The following is a 19,350-nucleotide window of genomic DNA, read 5'->3' as shown; positions in this document are numbered from 1 at the left end:
CAAAAGCATGCCCCCCGGGACATTATCGGGGATATCGCCGGTTCTCCCGGCGATATCCGATAGTTATGTCCGATAGTTCACTCCGTCGGCGGTGCTGCGGGCTCGACGACGGGCTCGGGGACAGGGATCGGCACCGGCCGGAACGGTGCGGCATCGACCGGCAGGCCCGACAGGCGGATGATGGTCGGCAGCCCCCATTTGCGGCCGTTGACCTGTTCATCGGCGTTGAGGCCGGGCTTGCCGGCAGCGACCAAATCCGCCTCGACGCTGTCGAGCAACTCGTCCTTGTCGGGCGTCCATCCGGGCTCCAGATTGAAGAAGGACAGCGGATCGCCTTTCAGGAGGCCTGCGAACGTCGCTGCGACGATGATCGAGCCGAGCGTTCCCAGACGATCGCCGGCGCCGCCGACGGTCAGCGTCGAGCCCTCGACCTGGGGATCGAACTCGGCCTCGCGCAGGATGTAGTACCAGAGGGCTTCCCGCTCGGCTTCTGCGATATTGATGATCGGGATATCCAGGAGCTTGGCGATCTCGATGGCCGACGGCAGCTGCATCCTGACGCCCCGTACCAGATTGCGGGCCGCAAGCACGTTGAGAATCCTGGTGTTGTCGCCAGGTTTGTCTGGATCCTCCGGCAGTTCGCGCAGCGCATTCGCCAGCACGCCGTCGAACTTGCGGGCAACCTGCGGGAATGTCGGCCGCACGGAGGACGACATCCTGAGGAACCAGTCCCACTGGACGACCCGGTCCGGGTGCAGCGCGCGAAATCCTCTGAGGTCCTCGGCATTGAACTTGAAGGTCGGCGTGAAGACGCCGACGCCCTTGGCGAAATTCGTCTGGTAGCCGTTGCGGACCAGCGAATGCCCGAACCGGTAGGCGGCGACCGAAAACTCCAGCGGCATGAACGGATTGTTCTTCCAGTCGTAGACGTCTTCGTAACCGAGCTCCCAGAAGGTGCGCCCGTTGCCGGCGTCGCGATCCTTGCGAAGCGCCCGCTTGTGGACGGAGGGATCGCAGATGCGAGCCATGTAGTCGTGCCAGATAATCCACTGGTAGAGCCGGCGCAGCGTCTTCCGCGCCGCCTCGAAGGCCTTCCTGGACGACATGCCCTTCTTGACCGCCGCCTTGACGAGCGTGTTATGGGCCAGAAGGAAGGCCAGGTGCAGCTGGGAGACAATGGCGTTCTCGTCATTGCGCGGGTCGCCGATCAGAGCGGTATCCTGGCCGGCAGCGCGCGGCAGATCCTTGAACGGCGTGCCGACGATCTCGCCGATCCGAAAACAGCCCGGCGCAGTCTTGTCGTAGAGATAGGGCTGCGCGTCCGGCCCCTGTCCGTAGATGCAATCGAGATCGAGCCTCGGCGTCCGGAAGTTATGAAGCCGGTTCGGATCGAGTTCCGCCTCGCTGAGCGGCGTCGTGTCCAGCGTCAGGTCATGGTCGATGAACTGACCGAAATAGACGTAACCGGCCGGAAGTTTGGAGTCGCCCGCAGGCGGCGCCGTCGTATCGACCATCTTGGTCGCGACGAAATTCATGAAATAGGCTTCGAGCGCCGCAGCACTCCCTATCCCTGCACCTGTAAAGCCGGTTGTATCCGGCTCCCAGCCCGGAAGTTCAGGAAACAACCTTCCGAAACCTCCCTGGTAAAATCGAGAACGTGGTGCGGTTACTTCAAAATTCTTCTCTCCATGATGCATAACAAATTCCCCTCCACCTTGGTTTAATACCCTCCAGCACTTTTCCCGCGGCGAACTATACTCCGATTACTCGGGTTTTCAACCTGCATATCTGTTAACTCTACCTTAAGTATAATTTAGATATCGCTAATTGATTACATTCAATGAACCGCCCTTGCCTTCTCTCCAAAAATCCGTATAAGCGCGCTGTTCGCAATACCCGGTCTTCTGGCTGGTGGCTGAACGGAGGGCAGGTTTGCCGCAAGGCAAGCCGCAGGGACCATAGGGTCCAAGCCTCCCGTGTCTCCGCTCTCGACCGTCTCGATACAACACTTTTCTTGCCTCGGGTTTTCCCGTTCAGGAGCAGTCGTTGAGGCTTAGCCGCCGAGGTCCGGGTAGACAACCGCAAGAAAAGGCAAAGCTACATGGCTCTTTACGAACACGTATTCCTTGCCCGGCAGGATATGTCCGCTCAGCAGGTTGATGCCCTCGTCGAACAGTACAAGGGCGTCATCGAAGCTAACGGCGGCAAAGTCGGGCGCATTGAAAACTGGGGCCTCAAGTCCCTCACCTACCGCATCAACAAGAACCGCAAGGCTCATTACGCCCTGATGGACATCGATGCACCGGCTCCGGCCGTGCACGAGATGGAACGCCAGATGCGCATCAACGAAGACATTCTTCGCTACATGACGATCGCCGTCGAGAAGCATGAAGAAGGTCCGTCGGCGATGATGCAGAAGCGCGACCGTGACGACCGCCCGCGCCGTGATGGCGACGACCGTGGTCCGCGCCGCGAATTCGGCGACCGTCCGCCGCGCCGCGAAGGCGGCTTCGGCGACCGTCCGGACCGTGGTCCGCGTGAAGGCGGCTTCGAGCGCCGTCCGCGCGAAGACCGTGCGTAATAGAGGCTAAGGAGAAAAGACCATGGCTGACGTATCATCATCCTCCTCCCAGGCACGCCGTCCGTTCCATCGCCGCCGCAAGACCTGCCCGTTCTCGGGTGCCAATGCGCCGAAGATCGACTACAAGGACGTACGCCTCCTGCAGCGCTACATTTCCGAGCGCGGCAAGATCGTTCCGTCCCGCATCACGGCCGTTTCCCAGAAGAAGCAGCGCGAACTCGCCCAGGCGATCAAGCGCGCCCGCTTCCTCGGCCTGCTGCCTTACGTCGTAGCGTAATTACGAATACCGGACCCGCTGATGAAGAGTCAGCGGGTTCATCCCTTCCGCGATGGGCGCGGATCGGAATTTCCAAATCCCATGTTGGGGATGAAGTACCTGAGACATTTCATCAGGTGCGATCCCCTAACTGCTTCAAAAAGCAGGACAGCGAGACCGTGACGAACAAGATACAGACAGTGCTGCCCACCGGCATCCTTGCCGGCATCGCCGCCACCCTGCTCGTGCTGGGTGCGAATGCGCAGCTGTCGTTTGCGTCCGTGCTCTACGCCGCCTCCTCGCTTCCGATCTTCATCGCCGGCCTCGGCTGGGGCAATCGCGCCGCCGTCATCGGCATCGTCACCGCCGGCATCCTTGGCGCCATCCTCGTTTCGCCGATGTTTGCGGTCGCCATGGCAGTGTTCACGCTGATCCCGGCGGGCTGGCTGTCGCATCTCGCCAACCTTGCGCGTCCCGCCTCCGAACTCGGCGGCCCGGACAACCTGATGGCCTGGTATCCGATCTCGGACATCCTCCTGCATCTCTGCGGCCTGGTGACGATCGCCGTCATCGCTCTCGGGGTCGCAATCGGCTACGGCCCGGAACTCACCGACCGGATGGTCGATGCGATGATCGCGGCTCTGCAGGCCCAGGAACCTGCCTTCACGCCGGAACCGGCGGGCATGGCGCAGACCAAGTCGCTGCTGGTGCTGATGCTACCGCTCGTCCAGGGCGGCGTCTGGGTAACGCTGCTGTTTGCCGCCTTCTACATCGCCGTGCGCATCGTGTCGCGCTCCGGCCGGGCCGTTCGTCCGCGCGAGGATATGCCCTCGGCACTCCGAATGAACCGGCATGCGATCTTCATCTTCCTCGGCGGCATCGTGCTCGCTTTCCTCGGCGGCGTTCCGGCGATGATCGGCGCGACGATCTGCGGCACGTTCGGCGCCGGCTTCCTGATGGCGGGTTTCGCCTCCTTGCACTTCCGCAGCCTCGGCAAGGACTGGCGCATCCCGGCCCTCGTCCTCTGCTATCTCTCTTCCATGCTTGTCCTGCCGGCCATCGCGATCCTCATCCTGGGGCTTACCGATACAAGGCGGACGATCGCGCTGACCCCGCTCAAAGCGGGCGCCAGCCCCGACAACAAGACTACCGAAAACAAGATTGACTGATCGAAAGGAAACCTGAACCATGCAAGTCATTCTGCTTGAACGCGTACCGAAGCTTGGCCAGATGGGCGAAACCGTCAAGGTCCGCGACGGCTTTGCCCGTAACTACCTTCTGCCGCTGGGCAAGGCTCTCCGCTCCAACGAAGCCAACAAGAAGCGCTTCGAATCCGAGCGCGCCACTCTCGAAGCCCGCAACCTCGAGCGCAAGGGCGAAGCTCTGAAGGTCGCCGAAGTCCTCGACGGCAAGTCCTTCGTCGTCGTGCGCGCCGCCGGCGAAACCGGCCAGCTCTACGGCTCCGTCGCTGCCCGCGACATCGTCGATGCGCTCGCTGCCGAAGGCTTCACCATCGGCCGCAACCAGGTCGACCTCAACACGCCGATCAAGGAAATCGGCCTGCACAAGGTCTCGCTGCACCTGCATGCGGAAGTCGAAGTTTCGGTTGAACTGAACGTCGCCCGCTCCGCTGAAGAAGCCAGCCGCCAGTCCCAGGGTGAAAGCCTCACCTCGGCCGACGCGATCTACGGCGTCGACGAAGATGCGCTGCGTCCGGAAGACTTCTTCGATCCGGAAGCAGACGGCGCCGGCGACGACGAATAAGCTTCGTTCCAAAGACTGTTCAAAGAGCGCCCGGGCCGACAAGGTCCGGGCGTTTTTTTGTCTTTTTCGGGCTATAAAAGAGGGTGAGCTCCCCGAGTCGATTCGCTCCGGGAACACAGTCAAACGGATTTACGGTTTCCGACCGTTTTTCGCTTCGCAGCGCAGTTTTGCCTGTGAACTACTGTGGGAATCAATATTGCCGTTTCGTGACAGGCCAGACACCTCTAAGGGTACTGCCGGGGTACAGGGACAGAACGGAAAACACCATGAACGACGCAGTACGCAAGCTCGCCAACATCCAGCCGGCAGAGCCGCATTACCGCGAAGCCCCGAACAATATCGAGGCCGAACAGGCGCTTCTCGGCGCGATCCTGGTCAATAACGACGCCTATTACCGCGTCTCCGATTTTCTCAAGCCCGTCCATCTCTACGAGCCGCTGCACCGCAAGATCTTCGAGGTCGCCGGCGACATCATCCGGATGGGCAAGACCGCCAACCCGGTGACGATCAAGACCTTCCTGCCCGCCGACGACAAGGTCGGCGATCTGACGGTGGCGCAATATCTCGCGCGCCTCGCCTCCGAAGCCGTGTCGATCATCAACGCAGAGGACTACGGCCGGGCGATCTACGACCTGGCGCTCCGCCGCGCGCTAATCACCATCGGCGAGGACATGGTCAACATCGCCTTTGACGCGCCGCTCGACATGCCGCCGCAGACGCAAATCGAGGATACCGAACGCCGGCTGTTCGAGCTCGCCGAAAACGGCCGCTACGACGGCGGCTTCCAGTCGTTCAACGATGCGGTGGCGCTTGCTATCGACATGGCCGGCCAGGCCTTCGAGCGCGACGGCCATCTTTCCGGTGTCTCGACCGGCATCATGTCGCTCGACAGCAAGATGGGCGGGTTGCAGCGTTCCGACTTGATCGTGCTTGCGGGACGCCCCGGCATGGGCAAGACATCGCTTGCCACCAACATCGCATATAACATTGCCGCCTCCTACGAACCGGAAGTCCAGCCGGACGGTTCGTTCAAGGCCAAGAACGGCGGCGTGGTCGGCTTCTATTCGCTCGAAATGTCGGCCGAACAGCTCGCCACCCGTATCATCTCCGAACAGACGGAAGTCTCGTCGTCAAAGATCCGCCGCGGCGACATCACCGAGGCCGATTTCGAAAAGCTCGTCGCCTGCTCCCAGATGATGCAGAAGGTGCCGCTGTTCATCGACCAGACCGGCGGTATCTCGATCGCCCAGCTTTCCGCCCGCGCCCGCCGCCTCAAGCGCCAGCGCGGCCTCGACTGCCTGGTGGTCGACTATATCCAGCTGATGACCGGCTCGGGCAAATCGGGCGAGAACCGCGTCCAGGAAATCACCCAGATCACCACGGGTCTGAAAGCGCTCGGCAAGGAGCTGAACGTGCCGATCATCGCGCTGTCGCAGCTCTCGCGCCAGGTGGAAAGCCGCGACGACAAACGCCCGCAGCTCTCCGACCTTCGCGAATCGGGCTCGATCGAACAGGACGCCGACGTCGTGCTCTTCGTGTTCCGCGAGGAATATTACGTGAAGAACATGGAACCCCGCGACATCGCCGACCCGAAATATCCCGAATGGGAAGTGCTGATGGACAAGGTCAAGGGCACGGCGGACGTGATCATCGCCAAGCAGCGCCACGGACCGACCGGCACCGTCAAGCTCGCCTTCCAGTCGGAATACACCCGCTTCGCCGATCTGGCCGACCCGAGCTTTACGCAATACGAAGAGCATTGATTGGGGCGTTTGCATTCTCTCTTCTCCCCAACGGGGAGAAGATGCCCGAAGGGCAGATGAGGGGGCCTCGCGGCAAACTCGACTTATTTTGGCTGGCGCCCCCCTCATCCGGCTGCCGCCACCTCCTCCCCGCTGGGGAGAAGAGACATGCCGCGGCATGCGGATTTCGATCTGCGCAGTGTGGCCTGAATTCCCGACGGCCTAAAAGATTGTGCAGCGCGAAAGATTTTGCGGGCGCGGTCTTTTTCCTGCCTTCGAAACCGGTAGGATCGCTGCGACCGTTCTCATGCCTCCCGATCCTCATGCCCTACGAGCCGACATGACCGATTTCGACAGCGAGCTTTCCTATCCCGACGATTTCGACATTGCGCCCGTCCGGCTGACGGTCGATCTAGGTGCGCTTGCCGACAATTGGCGGGAGATGGCGCGGCGTTCGGGAACGGCGCGGACGGCGGCTGTCGTCAAGGCGGATGCCTATGGACTGGGGCTCGAGGATTGCGGCATAACGCTTTACGAGGCCGGCGCCCGGGATTTCTTCGTCGCTGTCGCGCGAGAAGGCGTGACGCTGCGCGCCTATGCACCCGACGCCCGCATCTATGTTCTCTCCGGAATCTGGCCCGGCCAGGAGGCGATGTTCTTCGAACACGATCTGGTGCCGGTTCTGGCCTCGGAAGAACAGCTCGCCTTCTGGATGTCGGTGACATCGGAATATGGCGACCATCCCTGCGCTTTGCAGGTGGATACCGGCTTCAACCGGCTCGGCCTGCCGCTCGAGGACGCCATCGCCTTTGCCGACGACGTGTCGCGGCCGGCAAGCTTCTCGCCGGTCCTGGTGCTGTCGCATCTCCATAGCGGCGACACGCCCTCCTCGCCCCTCAACCAGAAACAGCTTTCGGCTTTCCAGAAGGTCGCGGAGGCTTTCGAAGGCATCGAGACGAGCCTTTCGGCTTCCGCCGGGATCTTTCTGGGGCCGGACTATCATTTCGATCTCACCCGCCCGGGCATCGCGCTTTATGGCGGCGAGGCTGTCGTCGGGGTGCCGAATCCGATGAAGCCGGTTGCCAAGGCGGAAGCGCGCATCATCCAGATCCGCGACGGGAAAAAGGGCGAGACGGTAAGTTACGGCGGCACCTACCAGCTCTCCCGCGACAGCCGGCTGGCGATCGTTTCCGCGGGTTATGCGGACGGCTACAGCCGAGCGCTCTCCGGCTCCGGCGTGCCGCTGCGTCAAACGGTGAAGGATGGCGGCTTCGGCTTCGTCGCCGGCCGCAAGGTTCCGGTCATCGGCCGCATCACCATGGACCTGACGATCTTCGACGTCACGGACATCCCGGCATCGGAGATCCAGGCCGGCGACTATGTCGAGCTGTTCGGCCCGAACATAGATCTCGACGACGTCGCCCGCGCCGCCGGCACGATCGGCTACGAACTGCTGACCAGCCTCGGTCTGCGCTACGAGCGGCGTTATCTATATCCCGAGGATTGATCGGCGCTCGCTTGCCTCTTGGAAGCGGAAATCCCTCGTGCTATACGAGAACAAAAGGAGATCGAAATGACCGAGATCCATCTGAACGAGAAACAGCGGGCGTTTATCGACGCCCAAGTCGAGGCCGGAGTCTACAAGGATGCCAACGAGGTTGTTGCCGCCGGTTTGCACCAGCTTCAAGAAAAAACGGAAACGCTGAAGCGATTGATCCAGGAAGGGCTGGACGATGTCGAAGCGGGCCGAGTGATGAGTTTTGAAAGCGGCGAGGAGTTGACGGCGCACATTCTCAAGATGGCAGAGGAACGGAAGAATGCAAGCGCGCCGTCTCAACGTGTCCCAACGCGCGCTGACCGATCTTCTGGAAGGTTATGAGTATACCTCGCAATTCAATCCGATTGCCGCAAGACGCCTTCTGGACGACCTCAATGCCAAGATGGCCTCGTTAGCGGAACTCGGCCTTACCGGCAGTTCCCGAGAATTCGTTCCTGGATTGCGGGCCTTCCCCTTTCGCGGCAGGTGCATCTATTTCGTGATCGACGAAACGACGATGCATGTCCTGCGCGTTCTTCACGGACATCAGGACGTTTCTGCCGACAACTTCCCAACCGACGAAACCTGAATTCCCCATGGCAAAAGCAAAAACCCAATTCGTGTGCCAGAACTGCGGCACGGTGCATAACCGCTGGGCCGGCAAGTGTGACGGCTGCGGCGAGTGGAACACCATTATCGAAGACGACCAGATGGGCGGCATCGGTGGAGGCCCCGGCAAGGTGCCGAAGAAGGGCCGTGCCGTGGCGCTCACCACGTTGTCCGGCGAGACCGAGGAAGCGCCGCGCATCTTCACCGGCATTTCCGAACTCGACCGGGCGACCGGCGGCGGGTTCGTGCGCGGTTCAGCGGTTCTGGTCGGCGGCGATCCCGGCATCGGCAAGTCGACGCTCCTGATGCAGGCGGCCGCCGCCCTTTCCCGCCGCGGCCACCGGATCATCTACGTCTCGGGCGAAGAGGCGGTGGCGCAGGTGCGGCTGCGTGCCCAGCGGCTGGATGCCGCCGATACCGAGGTGCTGCTCGCGGCCGAAACCAATGTCGAGGACATCCTCGCCACGATCGGCGAAGGCAAACGCCCCGACCTCGTGATCATCGATTCGATCCAGACGCTATGGAGCGACACGGCCGATTCGGCGCCGGGCACCGTCACCCAGGTGCGCACCGGCGTGCAGGCGATGATCCGGTTTGCCAAGCAGACCGGGGCCGCCATGGTTCTCGTCGGCCACGTCACCAAGGAAGGCCAGATCGCCGGCCCGCGCGTCGTCGAGCACATGGTCGATGCGGTCCTCTATTTCGAAGGCGACCGCGGCCACCACTACCGCATCCTGCGCACCGTCAAGAACCGATTTGGGCCGACCGACGAGATCGGCGTCTTCGAAATGTCCGACAAGGGGCTTCGCGAAGTCACCAATCCGTCCGAACTTTTCCTCGGCGAGCGCAACTCGAAATCGCCAGGTGCCGCGGTCTTTGCCGGCATGGAGGGCACGCGCCCGGTTCTGGTCGAGGTGCAGGCGCTGGTGGCGCCCACCTCGCTCGGCACGCCGCGGCGCGCCGTGGTCGGCTGGGATTCGTCGCGCCTGTCGATGATTCTCGCGGTCCTCGAGGCCCATTGCGGCGTCAAGCTCGGACAGCACGACGTGTATCTGAACGTCGCGGGCGGTTATCGGATCACCGAGCCTGCAGCCGACCTTGCGGTCGCTTCCGCACTGGTATCCTCGCTTGCCGGTCTTGCTCTGCCGGCCGATTGCGTCTATTTCGGCGAAATCAGCCTCTCGGGCGCGGTGCGGCCGGTTTCGCAGACTGCGCAACGCCTTAAGGAAGCTGAGAAACTTGGTTTTGCAGGAGCGATGCTGCCGGCCACGTCCGCGGAGGTGCCGAAGGGCGCGAACGGACGCTGGGTGACGATCGAGGACTTGCCGGATCTGGTGTCCCGCATCGCGGGTTCCGCCGCCAAGCTGAGACAAACGCCGGAAGATGATTGATCTTCCGTTAACAAGCCCGCTGATGTATGACGGCTGCGGTAAGGCGGGGCGCCGGGCTTGAAGCCGGCAAGTCTTGAAGTCGGCAAGTCTGGAGTAGATCATATATGCCCATCACGATTTTCGATGGTATCGTCATCGCTGTGACGCTGTTTTCCGCCGTTCTCGCCATGGTTCGCGGTTTTTCGCGAGAGGTGCTGTCGATCGCAAGCTGGGCTGGCTCAGTCGCCGCCGCCTATTACCTCTACCCCCTGGTTCTGCCCTATGTGAAGCCGCACCTGAGTGACGAGCGCATTGCGATTGCTGCGTCCGCTGGCGCCATCTTCCTGATCGCGTTGATCATCATCTCGTTCATCACCACCAGGATCGCCGATTTCATCATCGACAGCCGCATCGGCGCGCTCGACCGGACGTTGGGCTTCCTGTTCGGCGCCGCCCGCGGCATCCTGCTGCTCGTCGTGGCCGTCGCGTTCTGGAACTGGCTGGTGGCCGCCAACGCCCAGCCGACCTGGGTGACGCAAGCGAAATCGAAGCCGTTCCTCGACACGCTCGTCGCCCGTCTCGAAGCCGTGCTGCCCGCCGATATCGAACCGCAGATCCGCGCCCGCATCCTCGGCCGCGGAGCAGCGCCAACCGATGGCGCTCCGGCTCAGGATCAACCGACGGCAGATGACGCGCCTGCGACAAATAATTGACGCGATCTTGCGCTTGATGCAGCGCAAAACGTCACCATTTGTGGTATCATTCGCATTCAAGTGAAAACAGGCTGGTTTCCGGGGAGGTTCTCCCCGGCCGGCCTTTCCATTTTTCCGACAGGGACAGGTTGTCCACAGGGATAAGGGGCCAAGATGAATCAGGCGGTTTCCGAGACGTTCGCCGAAGACAGCGTCAACGAGTGGGATGGCGATACGCTGCATGAAGAATGCGGTGTGTTCGGCATTCTCGGCCATCCCGAGGCTGCGACGCTGACGGCGCTCGGGCTGCACGCCCTGCAGCATCGCGGTCAGGAAGCTGCCGGCATCGTCTCCTTCGACGGGTTGCGCTTCCATTCGGAACGCCGCATGGGCCTCGTCGGCGACCATTATACCGATCCCGTCACCCTTGCCCGCCTGCCCGGCAATATCGCGATCGGCCACAACCGCTATTCGACCACCGGAGAAGTGGCGCTGCGCAACGTCCAGCCGCTGTTTGCCGAACTCGAGGTCGGCGGCATCGCGGTCGCCCATAACGGCAATTTCACCAACGGCCTGACGCTACGCCGGCAATTGATCGCCGGCGGCGCCATCTGTCAGTCGACCTCAGATACCGAAGTCGTCCTGCATCTCATCGCCCGTTCCCGTTATTCGTCGACCGCCGACCGGTTCATCGACGCGATCCGGCAGATGGAAGGCGGCTATTCGATGCTCGCCGTCACCCGCACCAAGCTGATCGCCGCGCGCGACCCCACCGGCATCCGCCCGCTGGTCATGGGCGAACTCGACGGCAAGCCGATCTTCGCGTCCGAGACCTGCGCGCTCGACATCATCGGCGCCAAGTTCGTCCGCGACGTGGAGAACGGCGAAGTCATCATCTGCGAAATCCAGGCGGACGGCTCTATCTCGATCGACGCCCGCAAGGCCGGCAACGGCCAGGCCGAACGGCTCTGCCTGTTCGAATACGTCTATTTCGCCCGTCCCGATTCCGTCGTCGGCGGCCGCAGCGTCTATGTGGCGCGCAAGAACATGGGCATCAACCTCGCCAAGGAATCGCCCGTCGAAGCCGACGTCGTCGTGCCCGTGCCGGATGGCGGCACGCCGGCGGCTCTCGGTTACGCCCAGGAAAGCGGCATTCCGTTCGAATACGGCATCATCCGCAACCACTATGTCGGCCGCACCTTCATCGAGCCGACCCAACAGATCCGCGCCTTCGGCGTCAAGCTCAAGCATTCCGCCAACCGGGCGATGATCGAGGGCAAGCGCGTCGTGCTGGTCGACGATTCGGTGGTGCGCGGCACGACGTCGCTGAAGATCGTCCGAATGATCCGCGATGCCGGCGCCAAGGAAGTGCATCTGCGCGTCGCCAGCCCGATGATCTATTACCCCGACTTCTACGGCATCGACACGCCCGACCGCGACAAGCTGCTTGCCAACCAGTACGACAGCCTGGAAGCCATGTGCCAATATATCGGCGCGGACAGCCTCGAATTCCTGTCGATCAACGGCCTCTACCGCGCCGTCGGCGGCGAAGACCGCAACAACGCCCGCCCGCAATTCACCGACCATTACTTCACCGGCGACTATCCCACCCGCCTGCTCGACAAGGACGGCGAGACGATGGGCCGCAAGGTTTCGGTACTGGCCAGCAACGGGTGAGGTGATTGGGTGGCTTTGCAGCACCGCCCTTCGGCAAGTTCCTTCACGCACCCGGCAAGCTCGCCCCCCTCTGCCCTGCCGGGCATCTCCCCCACAGGTGGGGAGATCGGCTGGGAGCCTGCTCACGGCCCTGCATTGAGCGTTACATCCTTCGCAGCGGTGCTTTTGTAGGCGGAGGATCGTGCCGCTTGTAATCTCCCCACCTGTGGGGGAGATGCCCGGCAGGGCAGAGGGGGGCATCCTGGCTCGACGTTTATTGGCACGGCTCTCCGAATGACGAAAAGCTTCTCCCGCGCGCAAGGACTTGCGCGCACCGGATCGCTGTGACAAGCACAGGGCAACAGGGATCGAGGCCGGGCTCCTGCGATAAGCAGCTGTCGCCTCCTCCACCAACATCCATCGGCGACTGTAATGACCGTCGCGCGCATTGCATTTGAGGGCGGAAAATCATGAATATCGATCTGAAGGGCAGGATCGCGCTGGTGACCGGCGCATCGCGGGGCATCGGCTATTTCACGGCGCTGGCACTCGCGAAAGCCGGCGCGCATGTGATCGCCACCGCGCGCACCGTCGGCGGCCTCGAGGATCTTGACGATGCGATCAAGGCGGCCGGCGGCACCGCCACGCTGGTTCCCTTCGACATCACCGACATGGCGGCGATCGACAAGCTCGGCGCCTCGATCTATGAGCGCTGGGGCAAGCTCGACATACTCGTGGCGAATGCCGGCATTCTCGGCGTCATCTCGCCGCTCGGCCATATCGAGGCAAAAGTGTTCGAGAAGGTAATGCTGACCAACGTCACCGCCACCTGGCGGCTGATCCGCTCGGTCGAGCCGCTGCTGACCAAATCCGATGCCGGCCGCGCGCTGATCCTGTCGTCCGGCGTCGCCTCCAAGGCGCCGGCTTTCTGGGGGGCCTATTCGATCTCCAAGGCGGCGGTCGAGAACATGGCCCGCATCTGGGCTGCCGAGACCGCCCACACGCCGCTCAAGGTCAACATCGTCAATCCCGGCGCCACCCGCACCGCCATGCGCGCCCAGGCCATGCCCGGCGAAGACCCCGAAACCCTGCCGCACCCGTCGGAAGTCGCCCAAAAGATCCTCTTCCTCGCCTCCCCCGATCTTCAGGATACCGGTCGCCTGTTCGTCGTGCGCGACAACAAGTTCGTGGATTTTCGCGCGCCGGAATAGAGGCGACCGATCGCCGCAAGAAGCCTGGATGATGCAACCGCACCTTACCGACGAGCAAAGAGAGCAAGCGACGGCGACCGCCAATCTCGTCGCCGCGGCGATGGCCCGCCTTCACCGCGAACAAGGGGACGCCGCCGTGATGGAGGCGATGCGATTGATCAGCTCCGCCATGACCGACGACGCGCGGCGCAGGTCCATCGCCCAGGCCCTGCTCGACAACAGCAACCCGCCGACCGAAAAAGGCCGCTAAGGCGACCTAAACGTTCTCCGCCTCCTGATCCAGCGTCTTGGCGCGGCGCTGCAGATTTTCGCTGAGCTTGCGAAGCTGTTTCTCGTCCAGTTTTTCGATGCCGATGAACTCGTTGGCAGCCTGGCTGGACAGGATCAGCTCGTCGAGCTTCGCCTGGACCGCCTCGCCGTCCCTGTTCTGGGAATTTTGCAGGACGAAGACCATCAGGAAGGTGATGATCGTCGTGCCAGTGTTGACCACCAGCTGCCAGGTTTCAGAGAATCCGAAGAACGGTCCGGTGACGCCCCAGATGACGATCAGGACAACGGCCGCAACGAACGTGACCGGCTTTCCCGACCAGGAGGAGATGGCGCTCGAGAAGATGTCGAAAACGTTGCGATGTCTATCCTGTCTGGCCATTTCGGTATCCATCCGATTGCTGTAATGCGTGCCATCAACGTGCAATCCGCATGTTTTGATCCCGGCGGCGCACCCCGGGGAGATACCCCGTGTATGGAAATCCGATTTTCTGCTATGCTGCAGGTCCTGCGATAGGGCGCAGGAACTTCATATTTCGGGGGAATATCTGATGAGAAACATCGCCTTCTATTTCTTCGGCGCGGCTGTACTCTGTGTCACCGTCGGCATGTTCTGGGGCATTCAGATGGCCATCTCCGGCGACCATCTGATGGCGCCGGCGCATGCGCATCTGAACCTGGTCGGCTGGACGACGATGGGGATTTTCGGTCTCTACTACACGGTGACCCCGACGGCAGCCGATTCAGTGCTGTCGAAGGTCCATCTCGGCTTTGCGGTTCTCGGAGTGCTCTGTATCGTGCCGGGCATCGCGATGGCGGTGTCCTCGGGCGGCGAGGCGCTTGCCGCGATCGGCTCGATCCTCACCGTCGTGTCAATGCTGATCTTTCTGTTCACCGTCGCCAGAAACGGCATCGGCCGCAAGACGGCGTAAGGCCGGTTTCGGAGATCCCGCGCGGGCAAAGCCCACTTGACCAAACGGCTTGCCCGCGCCATAACCACCTCCATGAAAACGGCGATTTCCATTTGTGGGATCATTATCCGCTAGCGTTCGCGCTGGCCCGGCCGTTTTCGTCTCTCGAAAAGCCTTGAAGACAAACGACCCGGCCGGAGCCGGATGCTTTCGTGTCTCCTGAACGCGAAAGCATCCGCCTCCTAGTTGATGGTGAGAGCGGGATGTCGTCCGAAAACCGCGTACACTTTTCGGCATCCCGCCCAGCGGGACGCCCGCCGTGCGAGACTTTTGGGGAGATTTTTCGATGAGCATTTCGCTCAGGTTCTACAATACGCTGACCCGTGAAAAGACGGCGTTCGCGCCGATCGACCCCCAGAACGTACGCATGTATGTCTGCGGCCCGACTGTCTACGACTACGCCCATATCGGCAATGCCCGACCGGCCATCGTCTTCGACGTGCTCTTCCGGCTGCTCCGCCATGTCTATGGCGAGTCCCACGTCACCTATGCCCGCAACATCACCGACGTCGACGACAAGATCAACGCGCGGGCGCTGCGCGACCATCCCGGCCTGCCGCTCAACGAGGCGATCCGCCTCGTCACGGAAAAGACCGAGACGCAGTACCACGAGGACATCGCCCTGCTCGGCAACCTGGAGCCGACCGTCGAGCCGCGTGCCACCGACACCATTGCCGAGATGATCGAGATCATCGAGAAGCTGATCGGCAACGGCCATGCCTATGTGGCAAAAGGCGAAGTGCTGTTCGATACCAAGTCGATGGCGGACTACGGCCAGCTTTCCAAGCGCCCGCTCGACGAACAGCAGGCCGGCGCCCGCGTCGCGGTCGATGCGCACAAGAAAAACCCGAGCGATTTCGTGCTGTGGAAGCTCTCCTCCCACAACGAACCCGGCTGGGAAAGCCCCTGGGGCCGCGGCCGTCCAGGCTGGCATATCGAGTGCTCGGCGATGAGCCGGCGTTATCTCGGCGAGGTGTTCGACATCCATGGCGGCGGGCTCGACCTGATCTTCCCGCACCATGAGAACGAGATCGCCCAGTCGCGCTGCGCCCACGGCACCGAGGTGATGGCGAATGTCTGGATGCATAACGGCTTCGTGCAGGTCGAAGGCCGCAAGATGTCGAAGTCCGAGGGCAACTTCATCACCATCTACGACCTGCTGCACACCGAAAAATTCGGCGGCCGCCAATGGCCGGGCGATGTGCTGCGGCTTGCCATGCTGATGACGCACTACCGCGAGCCGATCGACTTTTCGGTGAAGCGGCTGGAAGAGGCCGAGCGCCTTCTCGCCAAGTGGCCGGCGGCGGAGGCTTCCGGTGCCGCGCCTTGCGATACGGTGATCAACGCGCTTGCCGACGACCTCAACACGGTCGCCGCCGTGCAGGCGCTGCACGCGCTCGCGCAGGAGGCCCACGGCGACCCCGACGCACTTGCGGTGTTTGCCGCCAGTGCCGCGTTTCTCGGCGTGCTGCCGGAGAAAACCGAGGTCGACGAGGCACTGGCGTCCGCCGTCGATGCCCTGGTCGCCCTGCGGCTCGAAATGCTGAAGGCGAAAAATTTCGCCGAGGCCGACAAGATCCGCAATGAACTGTCGGACAAGGGCATCCAGCTGAAAGACGGCAAGGACCCGGCATCGGGTGAGAGGGTGACGACCTGGGAGGTGAAGCGCTAAGCTTCACTTCCCAAACAACGCGCGAGGAGCCAAGCGGTGATCGATCACATGGGTATCAAGGTCGCGGATTTCGTCCGCGCCAAAGCATTCTACGACGCAGCCTTCGCGCCGCTAGGTGCCTCGCTGCTTTACATGGTTCCGGCTGAACGTACGGGTGGCGCCAAGGTCGGCGGCTACGGGCGCGAGCGACCGATCTATTGGCTGCATGAGGATAAGCCGGCCCCCGGCCATTCCCAGCATGTCGCGTTTACCGCGAACAGCCGCGCCGAGGTGGATGCCTTCTACGAAGCCGCGATCGCCGCCGGCGGCCGCGACAACGGCCCGCCGGGCCTGCGGACGCATTACCACCCGAACTATTACGGCGCCTTCGTCTTCGACCCCGACGGCAACAATATCGAGGCGGTGTGTCATGCGCAGGAAGGAAGCAAAGGATGAGCGTCGCGATCCACACCGGCGGGTGTCAGTGCGGGGCGGTGCGCTACCGGGCAGAGGGCGAGATCGGGTTTCCGCATCTGTGCCATTGCCGCATGTGCCAGAAGGCGGCCGGTAATTATTTCATGCCGCTCGGCGGGGTGATGCATGAAAACTTCAAGCTGACGCGCGGCGAGCCGGCTTGGTTCCGGTCGTCGGAAACCGTGCGGCGCGGGTTCTGCGAGAAATGCGGTACGCCGCTCTTTTATGACGGGTCGAGCGATCATATGAGCATCACGCTCGGCTCGCTCGACGATCCGCAATCGGTGAAGCCGGAGCTGCAGACCAATCTTGCCCATAAGATGTCCTGGTTCGGCGAGCTCGACCACCTGCAGCACGACATCGCCATGGACATGACCGAGGAACAGGAAAAGACTGTCTCGGCCAGCAGCAACCAGCACCCCGACCACGACACCGAGGTCTGGCCTCCAGGCAATCGACATGTGGAGGGTCAATCATGAGCGATACCATCCGAACCGGCGGCTGCCAGTGCGGTGCGATCCGCTTCCGGCTTGAAGGCGAGCCGTTCGATTCCTCGGTCTGCCATTGCCGAATGTGCCAGAAGGCCTTCGGCGCCTATTACGCGCCGCTGGTGGCGACCGGCGAGGCAAAGCTCACCTGGACGCGCGGCGAACTGAAATATTTCCAGTCGTCGAACCACGTCCGGCGCGGCTTCTGCGGGGACTGCGGCACGCCGATGACCTACGAGGCGGCGGACGGGATCGCGATCTCCGCCGGCAGCTTCGACGATCCGACCCTGCTGCCGCCGGTCGTGCAGTTCGGCGTCGAGGGCAAACTTCCCTTCGTCGACCGGCTGTCCGAATTGCCGGCGCGCCACACGATGGACGACATCGACACCGCCCCCTTCCTGGCCGATATCGTCTCCTACCAGCATCCCGACCACGACACCGAAATCTGGCCGCCGGAGAGCGGCCCGCCAGAAAATCAGCCACCGGAGAACAAGCGATGAGCGAAACCCTTAGAACAGGCGGCTGCCAGTGCGGCGCCGTGCGCTTCCGGATCCATGGTGAACTCGGCCGCGCCTCGATCTGCCATTGCCGTATGTGCCAGAAGGCCTTCGGCGGCTTTTTCGGGCCGCTGGTCACCGTGCCGAAGGACGGTGTCGAATGGACCCGCGCCGAACCGAAATATTTCCAGTCCTCGGTCAATATCGACCGCGGTTTCTGCGAAAATTGCGGCACGCCGCTCACCTACCGCTATCCGGGCGGGCTGGATCTGGCGATCGGAGCCTTCGACAAGCGCGATGATCTCGCCCCGAAAATCCAGGTGAACTACGCCTCGCATATCCCGTGGGTGACGACGATCTTCGACCAGCCGGTCCGCGACAGCGGCGAGGACGCCGTCCAGCAGGAGCAGATCATCTCCTTCCAGCATCCCGATCACGACACCGAAAACTGGCCGGCAAAGGGTCTCCATCTATGACCGAAGTTCTGCGTACCCTCTATCCCGAGATCGAACCCTACGCGACAGGCAGGCTCGATGTCGGCGACGGTCATGTGATCTACTGGGAGCGGGTCGGCAAGCCGGGCGCCAAGCCCGCCGTCTTCCTGCATGGCGGCCCCGGCGGCGGCTGCAACCCCAATCAGCGCCGGCTCTTCAACCCGGACCTTTACGACGTGGTGCTGTTCGACCAGCGCGGCTGCGGTCGTTCCACGCCGCATGCAAGCCTCGAGGCCAACACGACCTGGCACCTGGTCGCCGATATCGAGCGGCTGCGCGAAATGGTCGGCGTCGACAAATGGCAGGTTTTCGGCGGTTCCTGGGGCTCGACCCTGGCGCTTGCCTATGCGGAAACCCATCCCGAGCGGGTCACCGAACTTCTGGTGCGTGGCATCTATACCCTGACCCGGCCGGAGCTCGACTGGTACTACCAGTTCGGCGTCTCGGAAATGTTCCCTGACAAGTGGGAAGCCTTCGTCGCCCCCATTCCGGAAGCCGAGCGCCACGAGATGATGGCCGCCTATCACCGCCGCCTCACCGGCACCGACAAGGCCGAGCAAATCCGCTGCGCCAAGGCGTGGAGCGTCTGGGAGGGCTCGACCATCACGCTTCTGCCGAGCCCCGAGCTGGCGTCGGACCATGACGACGACCATTTCGCGCTCGCCTTCTCTCGCATCGAGAACCACTTCTTCATGAATGCCGGCTGGCTGGAAGACGGGCAACTCCTGCGCGACGCCACGAAGCTCAAGGGCATTCCCGGCGTCATCGTGCACGGCCGCTACGACATGCCCTGCCCGCTGAAATATGCATGGCAGCTCTCGAAAGTCTGGACGGACGCGGATTTCCACATCATCGAAGGCGCCGGACATGCGGTCTCGGAACCCGGCATCACCGACCAGCTGATCCGCGCGACGGACCGGTTTGCGGGGAAGATTTGACCTGTGTTCCTGCAGCCCCCTCACCCGGCCTCCGCTTCGCTCGGCCACCCTCTCCCCGCTGGGGCGAGGAAGAAGGGCAACGGTGCGGCATATCTTCTTCTCCCCAGCGGGGAGAAGGTGGCGGCAGCCGGATGAGGGGGGGTCGTGAAATT

22 protein-coding genes are annotated in these 19,350 nt (G+C 62.6%); 20 read left to right on the top strand and 2 right to left on the bottom strand.

Annotation, left to right across the window (positions count from 1 at the left end; genetic code table 11):
- Nucleotides 1-77 precede the first annotated feature (77 nt).
- Complete coding sequence (locus C5J26_RS17510) at nt 78-1,625, bottom strand: peroxidase family protein (RefSeq protein ID WP_172745882.1); 1,548 nt, start codon at nt 1,623-1,625, stop codon at nt 78-80.
- A 476-nt stretch (nt 1,626-2,101) separates the two neighbouring features.
- Here C5J26_RS17510 and rpsF point away from each other — a divergent pair, with 476 nt between their 5' ends.
- The 13 genes from rpsF (at nt 2,102) to C5J26_RS17440 (ending at nt 13,668) form a co-directional block, all read left to right on the top strand.
- Nucleotides 2,102-2,581: a 30S ribosomal protein S6 gene (gene rpsF, locus C5J26_RS17505; protein WP_046636463.1), complete on the top strand. Its 480-nt coding sequence runs from the start codon at nt 2,102-2,104 to the stop codon at nt 2,579-2,581.
- 22 nt (nt 2,582-2,603) lie between these two features.
- Nucleotides 2,604-2,858 carry a 30S ribosomal protein S18 gene (gene rpsR / locus C5J26_RS17500; protein WP_007771634.1) on the top strand — a complete coding sequence of 85 codons (255 nt, stop codon included), beginning with the start codon at nt 2,604-2,606 and terminating at the stop codon, nt 2,856-2,858.
- Between the two features lie 158 nt (nt 2,859-3,016).
- Nucleotides 3,017-4,006, top strand: a complete 990-nt coding sequence (locus C5J26_RS17495; protein ID WP_105402906.1) for a DUF2232 domain-containing protein — start codon at nt 3,017-3,019, stop codon at nt 4,004-4,006.
- A 19-nt stretch (nt 4,007-4,025) separates the two neighbouring features.
- Nucleotides 4,026-4,601, top strand: coding sequence for a 50S ribosomal protein L9 (gene rplI / locus C5J26_RS17490; RefSeq protein ID WP_105402905.1), 576 nt, complete (start codon nt 4,026-4,028; stop codon nt 4,599-4,601).
- A gap of 266 nt (nt 4,602-4,867) precedes the next feature.
- Complete coding sequence (locus tag C5J26_RS17485; protein ID WP_046605633.1) at nt 4,868-6,364, top strand: replicative DNA helicase; 1,497 nt, start codon at nt 4,868-4,870, stop codon at nt 6,362-6,364.
- 319 nt (nt 6,365-6,683) lie between these two features.
- A complete protein-coding gene (gene alr / locus C5J26_RS17480) occupies nt 6,684-7,850 on the top strand; it encodes an alanine racemase (protein ID WP_105402904.1) in 1,167 nt (388 codons plus the stop codon).
- A gap of 66 nt (nt 7,851-7,916) precedes the next feature.
- Nucleotides 7,917-8,222 (top strand): type II toxin-antitoxin system ParD family antitoxin, encoded by a 306-nt coding sequence (locus tag C5J26_RS17475; RefSeq protein WP_105402903.1) that lies wholly within the window; start codon nt 7,917-7,919, stop codon nt 8,220-8,222.
- On the top strand, nt 8,161-8,469 hold the full coding sequence (locus C5J26_RS17470) for a type II toxin-antitoxin system RelE/ParE family toxin (RefSeq protein ID WP_105402902.1): 309 nt from the start codon (nt 8,161-8,163) through the stop codon (nt 8,467-8,469). The genes C5J26_RS17475 and C5J26_RS17470 overlap by 62 nt, the downstream gene beginning before the upstream one ends.
- Before the next feature lie 7 nt (nt 8,470-8,476).
- Nucleotides 8,477-9,880 carry a DNA repair protein RadA gene (gene radA / locus C5J26_RS17465; protein WP_046636457.1) on the top strand — a complete coding sequence of 468 codons (1,404 nt, stop codon included), beginning with the start codon at nt 8,477-8,479 and terminating at the stop codon, nt 9,878-9,880.
- A gap of 104 nt (nt 9,881-9,984) precedes the next feature.
- Nucleotides 9,985-10,572, top strand: a complete 588-nt coding sequence (locus C5J26_RS17460; protein WP_046636456.1) for a CvpA family protein — start codon at nt 9,985-9,987, stop codon at nt 10,570-10,572.
- Nucleotides 10,573-10,725: 153 nt separating this feature from the next.
- The gene (gene purF / locus C5J26_RS17455) at nt 10,726-12,228 is read left to right on the top strand and encodes an amidophosphoribosyltransferase (protein ID WP_105402901.1); all 1,503 of its coding nucleotides are present in this window, start codon (nt 10,726-10,728) and stop codon (nt 12,226-12,228) included.
- 449 nt (nt 12,229-12,677) lie between these two features.
- Nucleotides 12,678-13,418: an SDR family NAD(P)-dependent oxidoreductase gene (locus tag C5J26_RS17445; protein WP_105402900.1), complete on the top strand. Its 741-nt coding sequence runs from the start codon at nt 12,678-12,680 to the stop codon at nt 13,416-13,418.
- A gap of 28 nt (nt 13,419-13,446) precedes the next feature.
- Nucleotides 13,447-13,668 (top strand): hypothetical protein, encoded by a 222-nt coding sequence (locus tag C5J26_RS17440; RefSeq protein WP_105402899.1) that lies wholly within the window; start codon nt 13,447-13,449, stop codon nt 13,666-13,668.
- 6 nt (nt 13,669-13,674) lie between these two features.
- On the opposite strand, the gene C5J26_RS17435 is transcribed toward C5J26_RS17440, so the two are convergent.
- Nucleotides 13,675-14,067 (bottom strand): low affinity iron permease family protein, encoded by a 393-nt coding sequence (locus C5J26_RS17435; protein WP_105403015.1) that lies wholly within the window; start codon nt 14,065-14,067, stop codon nt 13,675-13,677.
- A 169-nt stretch (nt 14,068-14,236) separates the two neighbouring features.
- Here C5J26_RS17435 and C5J26_RS17430 point away from each other — a divergent pair, with 169 nt between their 5' ends.
- The 7 genes from C5J26_RS17430 (at nt 14,237) to pip (ending at nt 19,198) form a co-directional block, all read left to right on the top strand.
- Nucleotides 14,237-14,617, top strand: coding sequence for a hypothetical protein (locus C5J26_RS17430; RefSeq protein ID WP_046667881.1), 381 nt, complete (start codon nt 14,237-14,239; stop codon nt 14,615-14,617).
- A 325-nt stretch (nt 14,618-14,942) separates the two neighbouring features.
- The gene (gene cysS, locus C5J26_RS17425; RefSeq protein ID WP_105402898.1) at nt 14,943-16,328 is read left to right on the top strand and encodes a cysteine--tRNA ligase; all 1,386 of its coding nucleotides are present in this window, start codon (nt 14,943-14,945) and stop codon (nt 16,326-16,328) included.
- A 36-nt stretch (nt 16,329-16,364) separates the two neighbouring features.
- Nucleotides 16,365-16,763 (top strand): VOC family protein, encoded by a 399-nt coding sequence (locus C5J26_RS17420; RefSeq protein ID WP_105402897.1) that lies wholly within the window; start codon nt 16,365-16,367, stop codon nt 16,761-16,763.
- Nucleotides 16,760-17,260 (top strand): GFA family protein, encoded by a 501-nt coding sequence (locus C5J26_RS17415; protein WP_046667884.1) that lies wholly within the window; start codon nt 16,760-16,762, stop codon nt 17,258-17,260. Before C5J26_RS17420 ends, C5J26_RS17415 begins: the two co-directional genes overlap by 4 nt.
- On the top strand, nt 17,257-17,769 hold the full coding sequence (locus tag C5J26_RS17410) for a GFA family protein (RefSeq protein WP_046667885.1): 513 nt from the start codon (nt 17,257-17,259) through the stop codon (nt 17,767-17,769). Before C5J26_RS17415 ends, C5J26_RS17410 begins: the two co-directional genes overlap by 4 nt.
- On the top strand, nt 17,766-18,242 hold the full coding sequence (locus tag C5J26_RS17405; protein ID WP_046667886.1) for a GFA family protein: 477 nt from the start codon (nt 17,766-17,768) through the stop codon (nt 18,240-18,242). Before C5J26_RS17410 ends, C5J26_RS17405 begins: the two co-directional genes overlap by 4 nt.
- Nucleotides 18,239-19,198, top strand: a complete 960-nt coding sequence (pip, locus tag C5J26_RS17400; protein ID WP_105402896.1) for a prolyl aminopeptidase — start codon at nt 18,239-18,241, stop codon at nt 19,196-19,198. Before C5J26_RS17405 ends, pip begins: the two co-directional genes overlap by 4 nt.
- The last annotated feature ends 152 nt before the right edge of the window (nt 19,199-19,350 follow it).

The organism is Neorhizobium sp. T7_12, from assembly GCF_002968535.1.
In the GTDB taxonomy this organism is placed as follows: domain Bacteria; phylum Pseudomonadota; class Alphaproteobacteria; order Rhizobiales; family Rhizobiaceae; genus Neorhizobium; species Neorhizobium tomejilense.
The sequence above is the reverse complement of the archived record's forward strand: the minus strand, read 5'-3'. Positions and strand labels throughout refer to the sequence as shown.

Bases quoted from the DNA above. Each gene is read 5' to 3' on its own strand.
- C5J26_RS17415 (WP_046667884.1), top strand. From the start codon at position 16,760: ATGAGCGTCGCGATCCACACCGGCGGGTGTCAGTGCGGGGCGGTGCGC.
- C5J26_RS17440 (WP_105402899.1), top strand. From the start codon at position 13,447: ATGATGCAACCGCACCTTACCGACGAGCAAAGAGAGCAAGCGACGGCG.
- rplI (WP_105402905.1), top strand. From the start codon at position 4,026: ATGCAAGTCATTCTGCTTGAACGCGTACCGAAGCTTGGCCAGATGGGC.
- C5J26_RS17435 (WP_105403015.1), bottom strand. From the start codon at position 14,067: ATGGCCAGACAGGATAGACATCGCAACGTTTTCGACATCTTCTCGAGC.
- C5J26_RS17410 (WP_046667885.1), top strand. From the start codon at position 17,257: ATGAGCGATACCATCCGAACCGGCGGCTGCCAGTGCGGTGCGATCCGC.
- rpsR (WP_007771634.1), top strand. From the start codon at position 2,604: ATGGCTGACGTATCATCATCCTCCTCCCAGGCACGCCGTCCGTTCCAT.
- cysS (WP_105402898.1), top strand. From the start codon at position 14,943: ATGAGCATTTCGCTCAGGTTCTACAATACGCTGACCCGTGAAAAGACG.
- C5J26_RS17405 (WP_046667886.1), top strand. From the start codon at position 17,766: ATGAGCGAAACCCTTAGAACAGGCGGCTGCCAGTGCGGCGCCGTGCGC.
- radA (WP_046636457.1), top strand. From the start codon at position 8,477: ATGGCAAAAGCAAAAACCCAATTCGTGTGCCAGAACTGCGGCACGGTG.
- pip (WP_105402896.1), top strand. From the start codon at position 18,239: ATGACCGAAGTTCTGCGTACCCTCTATCCCGAGATCGAACCCTACGCG.
- C5J26_RS17485 (WP_046605633.1), top strand. From the start codon at position 4,868: ATGAACGACGCAGTACGCAAGCTCGCCAACATCCAGCCGGCAGAGCCG.
- C5J26_RS17470 (WP_105402902.1), top strand. From the start codon at position 8,161: ATGCAAGCGCGCCGTCTCAACGTGTCCCAACGCGCGCTGACCGATCTT.
- C5J26_RS17460 (WP_046636456.1), top strand. From the start codon at position 9,985: ATGCCCATCACGATTTTCGATGGTATCGTCATCGCTGTGACGCTGTTT.
- rpsF (WP_046636463.1), top strand. From the start codon at position 2,102: ATGGCTCTTTACGAACACGTATTCCTTGCCCGGCAGGATATGTCCGCT.
- purF (WP_105402901.1), top strand. From the start codon at position 10,726: ATGAATCAGGCGGTTTCCGAGACGTTCGCCGAAGACAGCGTCAACGAG.
- C5J26_RS17475 (WP_105402903.1), top strand. From the start codon at position 7,917: ATGACCGAGATCCATCTGAACGAGAAACAGCGGGCGTTTATCGACGCC.
- C5J26_RS17430 (WP_046667881.1), top strand. From the start codon at position 14,237: ATGAGAAACATCGCCTTCTATTTCTTCGGCGCGGCTGTACTCTGTGTC.
- C5J26_RS17445 (WP_105402900.1), top strand. From the start codon at position 12,678: ATGAATATCGATCTGAAGGGCAGGATCGCGCTGGTGACCGGCGCATCG.
- alr (WP_105402904.1), top strand. From the start codon at position 6,684: ATGACCGATTTCGACAGCGAGCTTTCCTATCCCGACGATTTCGACATT.